The sequence below is a fragment of the Rahnella perminowiae genome, from assembly GCF_019049695.1.
Classification (GTDB): Bacteria; Pseudomonadota; Gammaproteobacteria; order Enterobacterales; family Enterobacteriaceae; genus Rahnella; species Rahnella perminowiae.
In genome coordinates this window covers 1-15,481 of record NZ_JAFMOT010000164.1, presented here as the reverse complement: position 1 = coordinate 15,481, position 15,481 = coordinate 1, and the positions used below count along the sequence as shown (strand labels likewise).

Below are 15,481 nucleotides of genomic sequence, written 5' to 3'. Positions count from 1 at the left end.
AAAAGGGCTAAATAGCCCAGTGATTCTGTTGCCAAATAACAAAAAACCCCGATAAATCGGGGCTTTATGCAACTGGACCCTATTCGCCGCATAGCGGCTTCGGTACAACTTTCGCAAAGTGTTGTTTTCAAATTGAAGCTGCAGAACATCACAGGAAGATACTGAAAGTCTATTTGAAATAAACACTTAGGGAAAGTGGTTGCGGGGGCCGGATTTGAACCGACGACCTTCGGGTTATGAGCCCGACGAGCTACCAGGCTGCTCCACCCCGCGTCCGAAAACGTGGCAAATACTACGCCGATAACCGCTAAAAAGCAAGTTATCATAAAGATTGGTACCGAGGACGGGACTTGAACCCGTAAGCCCATTCGGGCACTACCACCTCAAGGTAGCGTGTCTACCAATTCCACCACCTCGGCACTCTTTTTTTTTCACAATCGCTTATACTGTCCAAGCACAAGCCACTGTTTCAAAACCTGTCTTCTATCTTAAAGAAGTTTACTGCTTAATGAGGAACGTCACTGTTAGGCGCTGCTGGAGCTGCCGGCGTAGTGGTCTGCTCAGTTTTAGCTGGCTGACTCAGGTTCTCCCACTCACTGCCTTTTTGGCCTTTATTGGTGCTCATGTTCCCGAGAATCAAACTAATGATAAAGAACAGTGCTGCCAAAATGCCGGTCATACGGGTCATGAAGTTACCGGAACCACTCGAACCGAACAATGTGCCAGAAGCACCTGCTCCGAAAGAGGCTCCCATATCAGCGCCTTTACCTTGTTGCAGCATAACCAGAGCGACAAGCCCGATTGCTACGATAAGGAAAATCACCAGAAGAGCGTCGTACATAGTAGTACCTGTATCCTCGCGGGTTCACCGCATGCCAATTGCTTCTCACCATTTAGCAGGTCATCAAAGGACCCACTGAAGCGGGTGTGAATACTAACCAAAGCCGTATTGCCGTGCAAGGGCAATTTTCATCAAATTGTTCGTTTGCGGAAAAAAACGGCAAATCGGCATGAAACCTGCTGCCCGAACGTCCGGCAGCAAGAAATCCACCGAAAATTTACCGTTTTTTATCGGCTTACGCTTTGACCGCTTTTACGGCATCAGCAATGCGGTTGGCCAGTTTTTCCACCAGTTGTGCGTCTTCCCCTTCCACCATTACGCGCAGCAGAGGTTCGGTACCTGATTTACGCAACAGCACCCGACCGCGGCCGGCCAGCTGTTTCTCAACGTCTGCCGTCACTTGCTTGACGTCATCAGATTCCAGCGGATCATGTTCACCGGCAAAACGGACGTTGATCAGGATCTGCGGAAGCAATTTCATGCCGCTGCAGAGGTCATGCAAGCTCATGTGGTTGCGCACCATGGCGGTAAGCACTTGTAACCCTGCCACAATGCCATCACCCGTCGTGGTTTTATCCAGCAGAATGATATGGCCAGAGTTTTCAGCACCAATGCGCCAGCCTTTTTCTTGCATTTTTTCCAGCACGTATCGGTCGCCCACTTTCGCCCGCGTAAAGGGAATACCGAGCTGTTTGAGCGCCAGCTCGAGGCCCATATTGCTCATCAGCGTGCCGACCGCACCGCCTTTCAACTGCCCCTGACGAAGCCCTTCACGCGCAATGATGTAAAGGATTTGGTCACCATCAACTTTGTTGCCTTCATGGTCAACCATAATCAGACGGTCACCATCGCCGTCAAATGCCAGTCCGACATCTGCTTTTTCAGCCAGAACGCGCTGCTGCAACTGACGGACATCCGTTGCGCCGCACTCTTCGTTGATGTTCATGCCATCCGGCTCACAGCCGATAGCGATAACTTTTGCCCCAAGTTCACGCAACACACTGGGTGCAATATGGTAAGTGGCCCCGTTAGCGCAATCGACCACAATTTTCAGGCCGTTCAGGCTCAACTCTGTCGGGAATGTTCCTTTACAGAATTCGATGTACCGACCAGCTGCATCCACGATTCTGCTGGCTTTACCCAGTTCGGCGGACTCAACACAGGTCAATGGTTTTTCAAGCTCTGCTTCAATCGCCTCTTCAACCTCGTCAGGCAATTTGGTCCCGTCGATAGTGAAAAACTTGATGCCGTTGTCGTAGTAAGGGTTATGCGAGGCTGAAATGACAATGCCAGCTTCTGCACGGAAAGTACGCGTCAGATAGGCAACGGCAGGCGTTGGCATCGGGCCGGTGAAAGACGCCGATAAACCTGCCGCCGCGAGACCGGCCTCTAACGCGGATTCCAGCATGTAACCCGAAATGCGGGTATCTTTACCGATGATCACTTTCCGCGAACCGTGGCGTGCTAATACTTTGCCCGCAGCCCAGCCCAGTTTCAGAACAAAATCAGGGGTAATCGGGGTATCGCCCACTTTTCCGCGGATGCCATCTGTCCCAAAGTATTTACGGTTACTCATAATTAATTTTTATCCCTTGCAGAAAGTGTCGCTTCAACGATACGCATCGCTTCAACGGTTTCTTTCACATCATGTACGCGCACGATCCTGGCACCTTGCATGGCGGCAATCACAGCACAAGCCACACTTCCTGTAACCCGTTTTTCCGGGGAGACATGCAGAAGTTGCCCCACCATGGATTTCCTCGACATCCCTACTAACAACGGTATGCCAAAGTGATGGAAATCAGCCAGCCGTGCGAGCAACTGATAGTTATGCTCTAAATTTTTACCGAAACCGAAGCCCAGGTCGAGCAGCAATTTCTCTTTTGCAATGCCAGCGTTCACACAACGTGAAATTTGTTCAACAAAATACTGTTCCACCTGTGCAACAACATTATCGTAATGCGGGGCATGCTGCATCGTTTTGGGTTCCCCCTGCATGTGCATCAGACAAACAGGCAAACCGGTTTCGGCTGCAGCCTGTAGCGCACCGGGTTCCTGAAGCGAACGAATATCATTGATCAGATGCATACCCGCATGTGCCGCTTCCCGGATCACGCAGGCTTTTGAGGTATCAACAGAGATCCAAACATCAAAACGCCGTGCAATGGCTTCAACGACCGGCACCACACGGGCCAGTTCTTCATCCTCACTGACTTCTGCTGCACCAGGACGAGTCGATTCGCCCCCAATGTCGAGAATGGATGCGCCTGCATCAACCATTGCCTGAGCATGTCTGAGGGCAAGATCAAGTGTGTTATGTCGCCCGCCATCGGAAAATGAATCTGGGGTAACATTCAGGATCCCCATGACCTGGGGGAAAGTGAGGTCCAACCTGGACTCTCTGGCTGTGAGGTGCATAAATCACGTCCCTTCTGATCAATCAATAAAGGCCTTTTTAAATTTCGTGGTAAAGAATGCACGCATAAAAAACCCCGGGCAAGCCCGGGGTTGAGTGTTATCAGCGTTATTTTCCAATCAACAGCTTATTTGCCGCTGAATTGCTCAAACATCGTGTTACCAGGATTCGGTGTACGAGGTTCGTCAACAGGCGTTGGCGCTTTCGGGGCACCGCCGTCGCTGGAATTGCTGTTACCGTTTTTGCCGTTAGCGTCGTCCCAGCCAGCTGGCGGGCGAACTTCAGTACGGTTCATCAGGTCATCAATTTGTGGTGCATCGATGGTTTCATATTTCATCAGGGCATCTTTCATTGAATGAAGGATATCCATGTTTTCCATCAGCAAAGTACGCGCACGAATGTAGTTACGTTCAACCAGAGACTTAACTTCCTGATCAATGATGCGGGCGGTTTCATCAGACATATGTTTAGCTTTCGCGACTGAACGGCCGAGGAAGACTTCACCTTCTTCTTCTGCATACAGCAACGGACCTAATTTCTCTGAGAAGCCCCACTGTGTCACCATGTTACGGGCAATCGACGTCGCTACTTTGATGTCGTTTGACGCACCGGTAGACACTTTCTCTACACCATAGATGATCTCTTCAGCAAGACGGCCACCGTATAAGGTAGAAATCTGGCTTTCCAGTTTCTGACGACTGGCGCTGATCGCATCACCTTCAGGCAGGAAGAAAGTCACACCCAATGCACGGCCACGAGGAATAATGGTCACTTTGTGCACAGGATCATGTTCCGGAACCAGGCGACCAATAATAGCGTGACCCGCTTCGTGATAGGCGGTGGATTCTTTCTGCGATTCGGTCATCACCATGGAACGGCGCTCAGCACCCATCATGATTTTGTCTTTGGCTTTTTCGAACTCGACCATTGACACCACACGTTTGTTACCCCGTGCAGAGAACAACGCGGCTTCGTTAACCAGGTTCGCGAGATCTGCACCGGAGAAACCCGGTGTACCGCGGGCGATCACCGAAGCATCAACGTCAGTTGCCAATGGCACACGACGCATATGAACTTTAAGGATTTGTTCACGGCCACGAACATCTGGCAAGCCAACAACAACCTGACGGTCGAAACGACCCGGACGCAGTAACGCAGGATCCAGGACATCCGGACGGTTGGTTGCAGCAATAACGATGATACCTTCGTTACCTTCGAAGCCATCCATCTCAACCAGCATCTGGTTCAGTGTCTGTTCACGTTCATCGTGACCTCCACCTAAACCTGCACCACGCTGACGGCCTACGGCATCAATTTCATCGATGAAGATGATACATGGAGCTGCTTTCTTCGCTTGTTCGAACATGTCACGCACACGTGATGCACCCACACCCACGAACATTTCAACGAAGTCAGAACCGGAAATGGTAAAGAACGGGACTTTGGCTTCGCCGGCAATCGCTTTAGCCAGCAAGGTCTTACCCGTACCCGGAGGACCTACCATCAGAACGCCTTTAGGAATTTTACCGCCCAGTTTCTGGAAACGGCTTGGTTCGCGCAGGTAATCTACCAGCTCGCTTACCTCTTCCTTCGCTTCGTCACAACCTGCAACGTCGGCAAAAGTCGTTTTGATTTGGTCTTCCGTCAGCATGCGGGCTTTGCTTTTACCAAAGGACATAGCCCCTTTGCCACCGCCGCCCTGCATTTGCCGCATAAAGAATATCCAGACGCCAATCAGAAGCAGCATCGGGAACCATGAAATAAAGATAGTCGCCAGGAAACTCTGCTGTTCAGGCGGTTCTCCAACAACTTTCACGTTTTTGCTCAGCAGCGTATCCAGCAATTTAGGATCATTAACCGGAATATAGGTTGTGTATTTGCTGCTGTCTTTTTTGATAACGTCAATCGCACGTCCATTGATACGTACTTCACGGACCTGGTCTTGGGCCACTTCGGTTGTAAAGGTAGTGTAATCTACCTTGTTACCATTTGATTCGCTGGGACCAAAACTCTGAAATACAGACATCAATACAACTGCGATGACTAACCAGAGGATCAGGTTCTTCGCCATGTCACTCAAGGGATTAACCTCATATTACAACTGTGTTAACAAACAGCGTTAGGGAACTACAGTTTCCGCCCTGTCGCTACGATGTACACTTCTCGCGAACGTGCTCGGGAAGCGTCTGGCTTACGAATCTTCACCTTCGTAAACAGGGAGCGAATTTCCCGCAGGTATTCATCAAAGCCATCTCCCTGAAACACCTTCACCAGGAAACTTCCGCCTGGTGCTAATACATCCCGACACATATCCAATGCTAATTCAACCAGATACATCGATTTTGGAATATCGACTGCCGGAGTACCGCTCATATTAGGGGCCATATCGGACATGACCACCTGAACCTTGTTTTCTCCCACGCGTTCAAGCAACGCTTTGAGAACTAATTCATCACGAAAATCCCCCTGAAGGAAATCGACTCCAACAATAGGATCCATAGGTAAAATATCACAGGCGATGATACGCCCTTTGTTACCGATTTGTGTCACAACATACTGTGACCAACCGCCGGGAGCTGCCCCTAAATCCACGACTGTCATACCCGGTTTAAACAGCTTATCGCCTTGCTGTATTTCATCAAGTTTAAACCAGGCACGGGAACGCAGCCCTTTTTTCTGTGCCTGCAGCACATATTTATCGCTAAAGTGTTCCTGCAACCAGCGACTGGAACTTGCAGAACGCTTTTTATTAGACATTATTTATTAACCATATAGTTTTCCAACCACCCTGAGTTAGAGCTTTTGGAACAAGCTGTTAGCATCATGACGTCTATGGCTAAGTCAGTATTATTGCCTCCCCGAAGCAGTCCGGGTTGGTGATATACATGAGATGGCGGTAGAATGACCCGTTTTCAATCCCAACTTAAGCAAAAAAGACGATGAATCTTAACAATAAACAAAAACAGTACCTGAAAGGCCTCGCGCATCCACTCAAACCGGTTGTTATGCTGGGCAACAACGGGCTGACTGAAGGTGTGCTCGCCGAAATTGAACAGGCGCTGCAACATCACGAACTGATCAAGGTTAAAGTCGCGGCAGAAGAACGCGAAACGAAGTCCCTGATCGTAGACGCGATTGTGCGTGAAACCAAGGCGTGTAATGTGCAAGTCATCGGCAATATGCTGGTACTTTATCGCCCTTCCACCGAAGACCGCAAAATTATCTTACCGCGTTAATCTATTAAGGTTTAACGAAAAGCGCTGTAGATTTTCGGAAAGGTGCCACGAAATCACGTTCAGGGGAAGGTCTGAGCAGGCCTTTTTACTTTAGTTTTCAATTTACTGTGAAGCAATTCACTGCATGAATGTGAGAATAACAGGGCGAAACGTCTCGTTTCGCCCTTTTTAATGCAGATTTTAAAGGTATTCGACCTTCAATACTTCAAACTCGACATCACCACCCGGCGTTTTGATCACAACAACATCATCCTGTTCTTTGCCGATCAAACCGCGTGCAATCGGGGAATTTACAGAAATCAGATTTTGCTTAAAATCAGCTTCATCATCCCCCACGATACGGTATTTCTGCTCTTCTTCAGTGTCCAGGTTCATGACACTCACGGTAGCACCAAAAATTACCCGGCCAGTGGCAGGCATCTTGGTCACATCAATGACCTGAGCATTCGAAAGCTTAGCTTCGATTTCCTGGATACGGCCTTCACAAAAACCCTGCTGTTCGCGGGCGGCATGGTATTCAGCATTCTCTTTCAAATCGCCGTGTTCACGTGCAGTCGCGATATCAGAAATGATTTTCGGGCGGCGGACGCTCTTCAGATGGTCCAGTTCTTCACGTAATCTCTCTGCGCCACGCAATGTCATCGGAATCGGTTTCATATATTCATTACCTCTAACTTGGTCCTTTCGGTAAACACCGTCCTGATTGAATCAGGTAAGAAATTAAGTCAGTTCTTTTGACCGACTCTCTCTGGCGAAAAACAAAAAAAACCTCACCCGGAGTTGCCACCAGGCCAGGAATCATTTTGCATTTTGATTCGTATTTTAACGTAGAGTTCCTTGAGGATCATCGTTTACTTTCAGCCACGTTGCGCCTGGGTTCGTAGCATCGTAGTATGGCACCACATTTATCCTGCCGTTACTCAGAGCCTTTACCAAAATAATGCGTTTTTTACGAATTGTCAGTGGATTAGCATGCGCGTTTGTTCTGAATACAAATGCGGCTCAGATCGAAAACTACACAGAATATCTGCCTGATGGCACGAATCTGGCGGTCCTGGTACAAAAAATTGGTGCCCCTGCACCTGCGATCGATTATCACGGTACTCAGATGGCGCTGCCTGCCAGCACCATGAAGATCCTGACGGCGCTGGCTGCGCTGTTGCAGCTAGGGCCTGATTTCCGCTTCACTACCACACTCGAAACGCCAGGTTCAGTTTCTGACGGTGTGCTCAAGGGAGATCTGGTCGCGCGTTTTTCGGGCGACCCGACCCTGAAGCGTCAGAATATTCGGAATATGGTCGCTGTTTTGAAAAAACAGGGCGTCAAAGAAATCAGCGGCGATGTGATCATTAACACTTCCGTGTTCGCAAGCCATGATAAAGCTCCGGGATGGCCATGGAACGACATCACCCAATGCTTCAGCGCCCCCCCGGCAGCCGCGATTGTCGACAGAAACTGTTTCTCGGTATCACTGTATAGCGCACCTAAACCTGACGAAAACGCGTTTATCCGCGTGGCCTCATATTATCCCGTACACATGTTCAGTGAAGTCCGCACGCTGGCAAAAGGCTCACCGGATGCGCAATATTGTGAACTGGATGTCGTACCGGGTGAATTCAACCGATACACTCTTACAGGTTGTCTGACACAACGCAGCGAGCCTTTACCGCTGGCTTTCGCTATTCAGGACGGAGCCAGCTATGCCGGTGCGATTCTCAAAGACGAGCTGCTGCAGGCGGATATCCAGATTGATGGTACGCTGAAACGTCAGACCCAGCCGACGCCAGCGGGTACTGTACTGGCGCAAACCCAATCGGCACCGCTGCATGACCTGTTGCATCAGATGCTTAAGAAATCAGACAACATGATCGCCGATACGGTATTCCGTACCATTGGTCATCAGCGTTTTGGCGTACCGGGAACATGGCGGGCGGGTTCAGATGCTGTTCGTCAGGTTTTGCGCCAAAAAGCAGGCGTGGATTTAGGCAACTCTATCCAGGTGGATGGTTCTGGCCTTTCACGTCATGATTTATTGTCACCGGCCACAATGATGCAGGTGCTGCAATACATCGCCCAACACGATAAAGAATTAGATTTTATATCGATGCTACCTTTAGCGGGTCATGACGGAACCTTGCAGTATCGCGGCGGCCTGCACGAAGCAGGTGTGGACGGCAAAGTGTCGGCAAAAACCGGCTCGCTGTCAGGTGTATATAACCTTGCCGGTTTTATCACCACAGCCAGCGGCCAGCGTATGGCCTTTGTGCAGTTCCTCTCAGGCTATGCGGTTCCCCCTGAAGATCAACGTACACGTCGTGCACCGCTGGTGCGCTTTGAGAGTCGTCTCTACAGGGATATTTACCAAAATAATTAACCACGGAGAAGTGCCAGACGATGAAACTGCTGATAGTGGAAGATGATGAACTTTTACGGCAGGGATTAATGCTGGCACTTACCAGTGAAAATTACGCCTGTGACTGCGCTTCTACTGCGGCGCAGGCACAAAGCCTGATCCAAACCAGCCAGTACAGTCTGGTGATCCTGGACTTAGGATTGCCAGATAAAGATGGCGCAACGCTGTTACGCCAGTGGCGTCGTCAGAACATCTCCCTGCCCGTTCTTATTCTTACCGCCCGGGATGCACTCGAAGACCGGGTCGATGGCCTGGATGCAGGTGCCGATGATTATCTGATTAAACCTTTTGCTTTAGTCGAACTGCAGGCGCGTGTTCGTGCTCTGATCCGCCGATATCAGGGGCAAAGCGACAACCAGATTTCCGTGGGTAACCTGAAAATTAATCTTTCCTCACAGCAGGCTTATCTCGGCGATACGCCGGTAGAAGTGACCCCCAAAGAATTCGCTATTTTATCACGGTTGATGATGCGTGCCGGACAGACGGTAAACCGTGAATTGCTCCAGCAGGATCTCTATACCTGGCAGGATGATTTAGGCTCCAACACCCTCGAAGTGCATGTTCATAATCTGCGCCGTAAACTCGGTAAAGAAGCCATAAGAACCGTGCGCGGTATCGGTTACAGGTTGGAAATGAGCGTATGACCAGTATGCGCCGCCGTCTGCTGGTTATGCTTGCACTGATCCTGTTCGTCACTCAGCTCACCAGTATTTTCTGGCTCTGGCATGAAAGCCAGGAGCAAATTAACCTGCTGGTTAATGACACACTTTCGGCCAAAGTCCGCAATGCTCACGTTGAGAAGGAGATTGCTGAAGCCATTGCCTCTCTGATTGCCCCTTCTTTGCTGATGATGAGCATTACCCTGTTGTTATCTTTCTGGGCCATCAGCTGGATTATACGTCCTCTTAACCAGTTACAAAAACGCCTGGAAACCCGCTCGGCCGATAACCTCTCTCCCCTGCCACTCAACAGCGAAATCAGGGAAGTTGTTGCCGTGACTAATGCACTGAATCAACTATTTTCACGACTTTCTACGACGATTCAGCAGGAGCGATTGTTCACTGCCGATGCCGCTCATGAGTTACGCACTCCGCTGGCTGGCGTCCGGCTACATCTTGAGATAATGCAAAAAAAGGGCGTGGAAGGCAGTGATACACTGATCAGCCGCATCGACCTGTTAATGCATACGATAGAGCAATTACTCATGCTTGCCCGCGCAGGTCAGAATTTTGCGAAAGGGGAATATCAGCAGGTTGATCTGATAAATCATGTCGTTGAACCACTGCGGGAAGAGTTGGGTGAAATGCTCAATGAACGTGGACAGACGCTGAAAATTCAGGTGCCACTGCATGCTGAAATACAGGGTGATGCCGTACTGCTGCGTTTGATGGTGCGTAATCTGGTCGAGAATGCTTACCGCTACGGGCCGGAAAAAAGCGATATCAACATTACCATTGTGACGCAGGATAACGGCTTTCTGATACAGATTGACGATGCGGGTCCGGGCATTGATGAGACGAAAGCCAGTGAACTGACGCAGGCTTTCAAGCGTGTCGATCAACGTTATGGGGGTAGCGGTCTGGGGCTGAATATCGTCGTCAGGATTGCACACCTGCATGGCGGTACGCTGACATTGCGAAATCGTATCGACAATGCAGGGCTCAGCGCGCAGTGCTGGTTACCGCATGTTGCACTTCAAAGCTCACTGGCACTCAACTGATGCCCGTTAATGCCTTGTAAAAAAAAGAAAAAGGCTGCCAGGGGCAGCCTTTGGTACTGAGATGAAAAGTTAATCCGCAGGATTAACGTTCGTAAATGATTTCGACACCTTCATCGTCATCTTCATCCCAGTCATCATCCCAGTCGTCGTCGGCTTCAGATTCCACTTCTGCCAGTTGTTCACGGTGATAATCATCCCACATGAACTCAACTTTTTCTGGCGCTGCCTCTTCAATTGCCATGTGCTTAGGGTTTTCGTTGATGAATTTCATCACGTCCCAGCACAATGCATTGACGCCTTCGCGGTTTGCGGCGGAGATGAGGTAATAATTACCCTCCCAGCCCAATGCGTCAGCAATTGCTTTTGCACGCGTTTCAGCTTCTTCTTTCTCAATCAGATCAACTTTATTGAACACTAACCAGCGCGGTTTTTCAGCCAGCTTAGCGTTGTATTGCTTCAGCTCGTTGATGATGACTTTAGCATTTTCGATCGGATCAGACTCATCGATCGGTGCAATGTCGATCAGGTGCAACAGAACGCGGCAACGCTCAAGATGCTTCAGGAAGCGGATACCCAGACCAGCGCCTTCAGAAGCCCCTTCGATCAAACCAGGTATGTCTGCAACCACGAAGCTTTGTTCGTGATCCATACGCACCACGCCAAGGCTTGGCACCAGTGTGGTAAACGGATAATCAGCCACTTTTGGCTTCGCAGCAGAGACGGAGCGGATAAACGTCGACTTACCCGCATTTGGCAGCCCCAGCATGCCCACGTCGGCCAGCAGCATCAGCTCAAGGGCGATATCACGCTCTTCACCTTTAGTGCCCATGGTTTTCTGACGCGGTGAACGATTCACGGAGGATTTAAAACGGGTGTTACCCAGTCCGTGGAAACCGCCTTTAGCGACCATATTAACCTGACCATTTTGCGTCATATCGGCCAGGACTTCGCCAGTACTTTGGTCAAGGACACGTGTTCCGACAGGCACTTTAATGGTGATATCTTTACCGCGTTTACCGGTACAGTCGCTGCTCTGACCGTTAGTACCGCGCTCAGCACGATAAGATTTCACAAAGCGGAAATCGATCAGCGTATTGAGGTTCTCATCAGCAACCAGGTAGACATCGCCGCCATCGCCGCCATCGCCGCCATCCGGGCCGCCACGTGGAATGTATTTTTCGCGGCGGAAGCTGACGCACCCGTTACCGCCATCACCGGCCACAACCAGAATCGTGGCTTCATCAACAAACTTCATTTGTACCGTCTCCGTAAATCATTCGCCGGGCAGCTAACGTTTAGCTACCAGGTTTTGCTCTGTCCGACGTGGCCACCATCGATGGCCAATTGCGGAAAACATTGCACCTGCCACCACCACAAATGCACCAAGATACCCAATGAAATTAAGCACCGGTGCAGCAAAAAAGTCAGGCCAGGCAAGTGCCAATAAATCTGAAAATAGCAGGGTAAACAGCGGAGTGAGTGTTACTAAAGCACTCACCTGAGCCGCCTGCCATCTCGCCATCGCTTCCGCTAAGGCGCCATATCCCACTAAGGTATTCGCGCCGCAAAACAACAGACAGGCAAACTGCCAGCCGCTGAGCTGTGAAAGCACCGCCGGGCTGGCCAGCGGGAGCAATGCGATAGAACATAAAGTGTACAGCAAAAACAGGATTTGCGGTGAAGCCAGTTGGCGCAGCAATACCTTTTGCGCCACACCGTATATCACCCAGACCGTCGCTGCCCCGACGCCAAAAATCACACCCAGAGTGTAATCTGTCAGACGGGTAAAAATTTCAATCAGGCTGGTATTGAAAAACAATATCAGCCCGAAAATTAGCATAAGAGCGCCAATGACCTGCGTCACGCGCATCCTTTCTTTGAGGATGATAACGCTGGCCACCATCATACCGACCGGAGAAAGCTGGCCGATAACCTGCGACGCCGTTGGACTGAGAAACTGCAAAGAGGAACTAAAAAGCACAAAGTTTCCCAGCAATCCACAGGTGGCGACCAACACTAAGATCAACCAGCGCGGGCGGCTGAAAATCGCTTTAGAGGGCAATCGGCGTCTTACCGCCAGAATGCAACCCAATACGATCGCAGCTATCGAAAACCGATACCAGACCACGGTAAAGGGATCCATTACCACTAACACCTGCTTCAGGGCTATAGGCAAAGAACCCCAACTCATGGCAGTAATCAGCGCCAACAGAATCCCGACAGGTGCCTGCGATTTCGTATCCATATCCCGCCAGAATGGGCTAACCAGAATGTAAAAAGCCCCGCAACGAATTGCGGGGCTTACATCTATTTACTAAGACGCGAAAAACTTATTCAGCTTCGATGCTGATGTACTTACGGTTTTTCGGGCCTTTAACTTCGAACTTGACTTTACCGTCAGCCAAAGCAAACAGAGTGTGGTCCTTGCCGCAACCCACGTTGATACCCGCGTGGAATTTGGTGCCGCGCTGACGAACGATGATGCTGCCTGCCAGTACTGCTTCGCCGCCAAAGCGTTTTACGCCCAGACGTTTAGCTTCTGAATCGCGACCGTTACGTGTGGAGCCGCCAGCCTTTTTGTGTGCCATTGTTCCGCTCTCCTAATCTTAAGCGCTGATGCCGGTGATTTTAACGTCAGTGAACCACTGACGGTGGCCCTGCTGCTTACGATAGTGTTTACGACGACGAAACTTAACGATTTTGACCTTTTCGCCACGACCGTGAGCAACGACTTCAGCTTTGATTACACCGCCAGCAACTAAAGGCAGGCCGATGTTGATTTCTTCACCGTTTGCAATCATCAGAACCTGATCGAATTCGATAGCTTCGCCAGTTGCAACGTCCAGCTTCTCCAGACGAATAGTCTGTCCTTCGCTGACACGGTGTTGTTTACCACCACTTTGGAAAACCGCGTACATATAAAACTCCGCTTTCCGCGCACTCAACTTTGTATAGTCCAGAGGGCGCTATAAATATTCACAATAGGGCGCGAATTCTACGCAAAAAATCAGCATAAGACAAGAGCACAATCACGACAAAAGAAGAAAAAAAGCGCAGTTCTTCCGATAGCATTTATCTACACTGTTTTTCAAGTACAATCCCCTTTACAGTTAGCGCCATGTGCCAATGTGAGCCAGACCTCATTGCGGTGAAGAGAACAACAGCTGAAAAAACACAATGAACCTAGAACAGATTATTGATCTTACCCAGGACGACATGGCTGCCGTCAACGCATCCATCCTTGAACAGTTGAATTCAGAGGTTTCTCTCATCAATCAACTGGGATATTACATCATCAGTGGCGGCGGCAAACGTATCCGCCCGATGATAGCAGTACTGGCAGCCAAAGCACTATCCTACAAGGGCGATAAACACATCACGGTTGCCGCCCTGATTGAGTTTATTCATACCGCCACACTGCTGCATGATGATGTGGTCGACGAATCAGATATGCGTCGGGGAAAAGCAACGGCGAACGCTGCATTTGGCAATGCCGCCAGCGTACTGGTCGGCGATTTTATCTACACCCGCGCCTTTCAAATGATGACTGATCTGGAATCGCTTCCTGTTCTGGCTCTGATGGCAAAAGCGGTTAACGTGATTGCAGAGGGTGAAGTGCAGCAATTGATTAATTGCAACGATCCCGACATCACAGAAGCCAGTTATATGCAGGTGATTTACAGCAAAACGGCGCGTCTTTTTGAAGCCGCATCGCAAGCCTCTGCCATGCTGGCGGGTGGAAGCAGCGAGCAGATTACCGCCTTGCAAGATTATGGTCGTTATCTGGGCACGGCGTTCCAGCTAATTGATGATTTGCTCGATTATGATGCTGATGGCGAAACGCTGGGTAAAAACACCGGCGATGACCTTGATGAAGGCAAACCCACCCTGCCCCTTTTGCATGCAATGCGGCACGGCGATGCTGAGCAATCTGCTATGATCCGCAAAGCTATCGAAGAAGGTAACGGGCGTCATTTACTGGAGCCTGTGCTGGCAGCCATGCATCAGTGGGGGTCTCTGGCTTATACCCGCCAGCGTGCCGAAGAAGAAGCTGACAAAGCAATCCGGGCGCTTCAGGTACTGCCTGAGTCCGAATACCGCTCGGCGCTTGAAGGCCTTGCGCATATGTCTGTAAAACGCGATTTCTGACATTTGCCTGTCGCGCCTGCTGATTCTGGCAGGTACGACAGGCACTATTGTGCTAGTTTTTTTCAGGCTCACGTAATCTGTTGAGCAACTCAGATATCCCTTCCCTCACAATGAATGAAATGATCGTTTCACGTTCAGGTTCTCTCAGTTGCTTATAACTCTCAATCCAGATCGCCAGTGGGTCCTGATGTGATGTATAAACATATTCAGCAGAACTCTCATTCATTGATAAGCTGGCGGCGGCATTACCGGGCAAACTGTCGATGTGATATTCCACTGCACGTCCCTGAACACCCAGCCTGCGGCGTTTAATCCAGCACAATCTGCGAGCCATCCCATGGACACCTTGGGTTGACGTCGGCAGTCCTTCTTTTCCGGTCAGTTCCTTTGCTGCAAACCACTCTTTTTTCATAACATTCCTTGTTTCTTATTAAGTCAGTAAGAAAGATTGTTGTTATACATCCATGAGAGTAATACCAATATTTTCTGGTAATGAGCGTTTATATAAAGGATGGTACTAACACAAGTCATTTAGAAAAACATCTATTTGACAGAAAGAAGATATTCAATTTTCAGGAGTGAGTCTATAGATGTATTTAAATGCTTCCATGAATTATGTTTATCAAACATCGGTCAGGATGGTTAAAATTTTTTTTCGGAAAGCAGGTTAAATAAAATCTTAGAAAAAATTTAAAATCAAAAATAG

At 49.6% G+C, this 15,481-nt stretch carries 16 protein-coding genes and 2 tRNA genes; 5 read left to right on the top strand and 13 right to left on the bottom strand.

Going from position 1 to position 15,481, the window contains the following annotated elements; all coding sequences use genetic code 11:
• Positions 1-196: 196 nt before the first annotated feature.
• The 7 genes from J1781_RS06955 to rlmE form a co-directional block, all read right to left on the bottom strand.
• Positions 197-273, bottom strand: a tRNA-Met gene (locus tag J1781_RS06955).
• Between the two features lie 59 nt (positions 274-332).
• Positions 333-419, bottom strand: a tRNA-Leu gene (locus tag J1781_RS06950).
• A gap of 86 nt (positions 420-505) precedes the next feature.
• Complete coding sequence (secG, locus tag J1781_RS06945; protein ID WP_129954337.1) at positions 506-841, bottom strand: preprotein translocase subunit SecG; 336 nt, start codon at positions 839-841, stop codon at positions 506-508.
• Positions 842-1,076: 235 nt separating this feature from the next.
• Positions 1,077-2,417, bottom strand: a complete 1,341-nt coding sequence (gene glmM / locus J1781_RS06940) for a phosphoglucosamine mutase (RefSeq protein ID WP_129954335.1) — start codon at positions 2,415-2,417, stop codon at positions 1,077-1,079.
• Between the two features lie 2 nt (positions 2,418-2,419).
• Entirely contained in the window at positions 2,420-3,259 is an 840-nt protein-coding gene (folP, locus tag J1781_RS06935; protein ID WP_217233374.1) for a dihydropteroate synthase, read from the bottom strand.
• A gap of 125 nt (positions 3,260-3,384) precedes the next feature.
• A complete protein-coding gene (gene ftsH, locus J1781_RS06930; RefSeq protein WP_129954331.1) occupies positions 3,385-5,328 on the bottom strand; it encodes an ATP-dependent zinc metalloprotease FtsH in 1,944 nt (647 codons plus the stop codon).
• A 56-nt stretch (positions 5,329-5,384) separates the two neighbouring features.
• Entirely contained in the window at positions 5,385-6,014 is a 630-nt protein-coding gene (gene rlmE / locus J1781_RS06925) for a 23S rRNA (uridine(2552)-2'-O)-methyltransferase RlmE (protein ID WP_014333696.1), read from the bottom strand.
• A gap of 182 nt (positions 6,015-6,196) precedes the next feature.
• On the opposite strand from rlmE, the gene yhbY reads away from it, so the two are divergent.
• Positions 6,197-6,493: a ribosome assembly RNA-binding protein YhbY gene (gene yhbY, locus J1781_RS06920; RefSeq protein WP_013573813.1), complete on the top strand. Its 297-nt coding sequence runs from the start codon at positions 6,197-6,199 to the stop codon at positions 6,491-6,493.
• Between the two features lie 180 nt (positions 6,494-6,673).
• On the opposite strand, the gene greA is transcribed toward yhbY, so the two are convergent.
• Positions 6,674-7,150, bottom strand: a complete 477-nt coding sequence (gene greA, locus J1781_RS06915) for a transcription elongation factor GreA (protein WP_129954329.1) — start codon at positions 7,148-7,150, stop codon at positions 6,674-6,676.
• Between the two features lie 283 nt (positions 7,151-7,433).
• On the opposite strand from greA, the gene dacB reads away from it, so the two are divergent.
• The 3 genes from dacB to pmrB are packed head-to-tail and all read left to right on the top strand — an operon-like array spanning position 7,434 to position 10,626.
• Positions 7,434-8,867, top strand: a complete 1,434-nt coding sequence (dacB, locus tag J1781_RS06910; protein WP_129954327.1) for a serine-type D-Ala-D-Ala carboxypeptidase — start codon at positions 7,434-7,436, stop codon at positions 8,865-8,867.
• A 20-nt stretch (positions 8,868-8,887) separates the two neighbouring features.
• Positions 8,888-9,550, top strand: a complete 663-nt coding sequence (gene pmrA / locus J1781_RS06905) for a two-component system response regulator PmrA (protein ID WP_129991636.1) — start codon at positions 8,888-8,890, stop codon at positions 9,548-9,550.
• The gene (gene pmrB, locus J1781_RS06900) at positions 9,547-10,626 is read left to right on the top strand and encodes a two-component system sensor histidine kinase PmrB (protein ID WP_129954323.1); all 1,080 of its coding nucleotides are present in this window, start codon (positions 9,547-9,549) and stop codon (positions 10,624-10,626) included. The genes pmrA and pmrB overlap by 4 nt, the downstream gene beginning before the upstream one ends.
• 82 nt (positions 10,627-10,708) lie before the next feature.
• Here pmrB and cgtA read toward each other — a convergent pair whose 3' ends face one another.
• The 4 genes from cgtA to rplU all read right to left on the bottom strand — a co-directional run bounded on the left by cgtA (position 10,709) and on the right by rplU (position 13,544).
• On the bottom strand, positions 10,709-11,881 hold the full coding sequence (cgtA, locus tag J1781_RS06895) for an Obg family GTPase CgtA (RefSeq protein ID WP_129954321.1): 1,173 nt from the start codon (positions 11,879-11,881) through the stop codon (positions 10,709-10,711).
• Between the two features lie 33 nt (positions 11,882-11,914).
• Positions 11,915-12,871: a DMT family transporter gene (locus J1781_RS06890; protein ID WP_217138277.1), complete on the bottom strand. Its 957-nt coding sequence runs from the start codon at positions 12,869-12,871 to the stop codon at positions 11,915-11,917.
• An 85-nt stretch (positions 12,872-12,956) separates the two neighbouring features.
• Positions 12,957-13,214 carry a 50S ribosomal protein L27 gene (gene rpmA, locus J1781_RS06885; RefSeq protein WP_013573805.1) on the bottom strand — a complete coding sequence of 86 codons (258 nt, stop codon included), beginning with the start codon at positions 13,212-13,214 and terminating at the stop codon, positions 12,957-12,959.
• A gap of 18 nt (positions 13,215-13,232) precedes the next feature.
• Positions 13,233-13,544, bottom strand: a complete 312-nt coding sequence (rplU, locus tag J1781_RS06880) for a 50S ribosomal protein L21 (RefSeq protein ID WP_013573804.1) — start codon at positions 13,542-13,544, stop codon at positions 13,233-13,235.
• Between the two features lie 259 nt (positions 13,545-13,803).
• On the opposite strand from rplU, the gene ispB reads away from it, so the two are divergent.
• Positions 13,804-14,775 carry an octaprenyl diphosphate synthase gene (gene ispB, locus J1781_RS06875; RefSeq protein WP_129954317.1) on the top strand — a complete coding sequence of 324 codons (972 nt, stop codon included), beginning with the start codon at positions 13,804-13,806 and terminating at the stop codon, positions 14,773-14,775.
• A 52-nt stretch (positions 14,776-14,827) separates the two neighbouring features.
• Here the strand turns inward: ispB and J1781_RS06870 are convergent, their stop codons facing one another.
• Positions 14,828-15,187: a DNA-binding protein gene (locus tag J1781_RS06870; RefSeq protein WP_129954315.1), complete on the bottom strand. Its 360-nt coding sequence runs from the start codon at positions 15,185-15,187 to the stop codon at positions 14,828-14,830.
• Between the last annotated feature and the right edge of the window lie 294 nt (positions 15,188-15,481).

Bases quoted from the DNA above. Each gene is read 5' to 3' on its own strand.
- secG (WP_129954337.1), bottom strand. From the start codon at position 841: ATGTACGACGCTCTTCTGGTGATTTTCCTTATCGTAGCAATCGGGCTT.
- glmM (WP_129954335.1), bottom strand. From the start codon at position 2,417: ATGAGTAACCGTAAATACTTTGGGACAGATGGCATCCGCGGAAAAGTG.
- folP (WP_217233374.1), bottom strand. From the start codon at position 3,259: ATGCACCTCACAGCCAGAGAGTCCAGGTTGGACCTCACTTTCCCCCAG.
- ftsH (WP_129954331.1), bottom strand. From the start codon at position 5,328: ATGGCGAAGAACCTGATCCTCTGGTTAGTCATCGCAGTTGTATTGATG.
- rlmE (WP_014333696.1), bottom strand. From the start codon at position 6,014: ATGTCTAATAAAAAGCGTTCTGCAAGTTCCAGTCGCTGGTTGCAGGAA.
- yhbY (WP_013573813.1), top strand. From the start codon at position 6,197: ATGAATCTTAACAATAAACAAAAACAGTACCTGAAAGGCCTCGCGCAT.
- greA (WP_129954329.1), bottom strand. From the start codon at position 7,150: ATGAAACCGATTCCGATGACATTGCGTGGCGCAGAGAGATTACGTGAA.
- dacB (WP_129954327.1), top strand. From the start codon at position 7,434: ATGCGTTTTTTACGAATTGTCAGTGGATTAGCATGCGCGTTTGTTCTG.
- pmrA (WP_129991636.1), top strand. From the start codon at position 8,888: ATGAAACTGCTGATAGTGGAAGATGATGAACTTTTACGGCAGGGATTA.
- pmrB (WP_129954323.1), top strand. From the start codon at position 9,547: ATGACCAGTATGCGCCGCCGTCTGCTGGTTATGCTTGCACTGATCCTG.
- cgtA (WP_129954321.1), bottom strand. From the start codon at position 11,881: ATGAAGTTTGTTGATGAAGCCACGATTCTGGTTGTGGCCGGTGATGGC.
- J1781_RS06890 (WP_217138277.1), bottom strand. From the start codon at position 12,871: ATGGATACGAAATCGCAGGCACCTGTCGGGATTCTGTTGGCGCTGATT.
- rpmA (WP_013573805.1), bottom strand. From the start codon at position 13,214: ATGGCACACAAAAAGGCTGGCGGCTCCACACGTAACGGTCGCGATTCA.
- rplU (WP_013573804.1), bottom strand. From the start codon at position 13,544: ATGTACGCGGTTTTCCAAAGTGGTGGTAAACAACACCGTGTCAGCGAA.
- ispB (WP_129954317.1), top strand. From the start codon at position 13,804: ATGAACCTAGAACAGATTATTGATCTTACCCAGGACGACATGGCTGCC.
- J1781_RS06870 (WP_129954315.1), bottom strand. From the start codon at position 15,187: ATGAAAAAAGAGTGGTTTGCAGCAAAGGAACTGACCGGAAAAGAAGGA.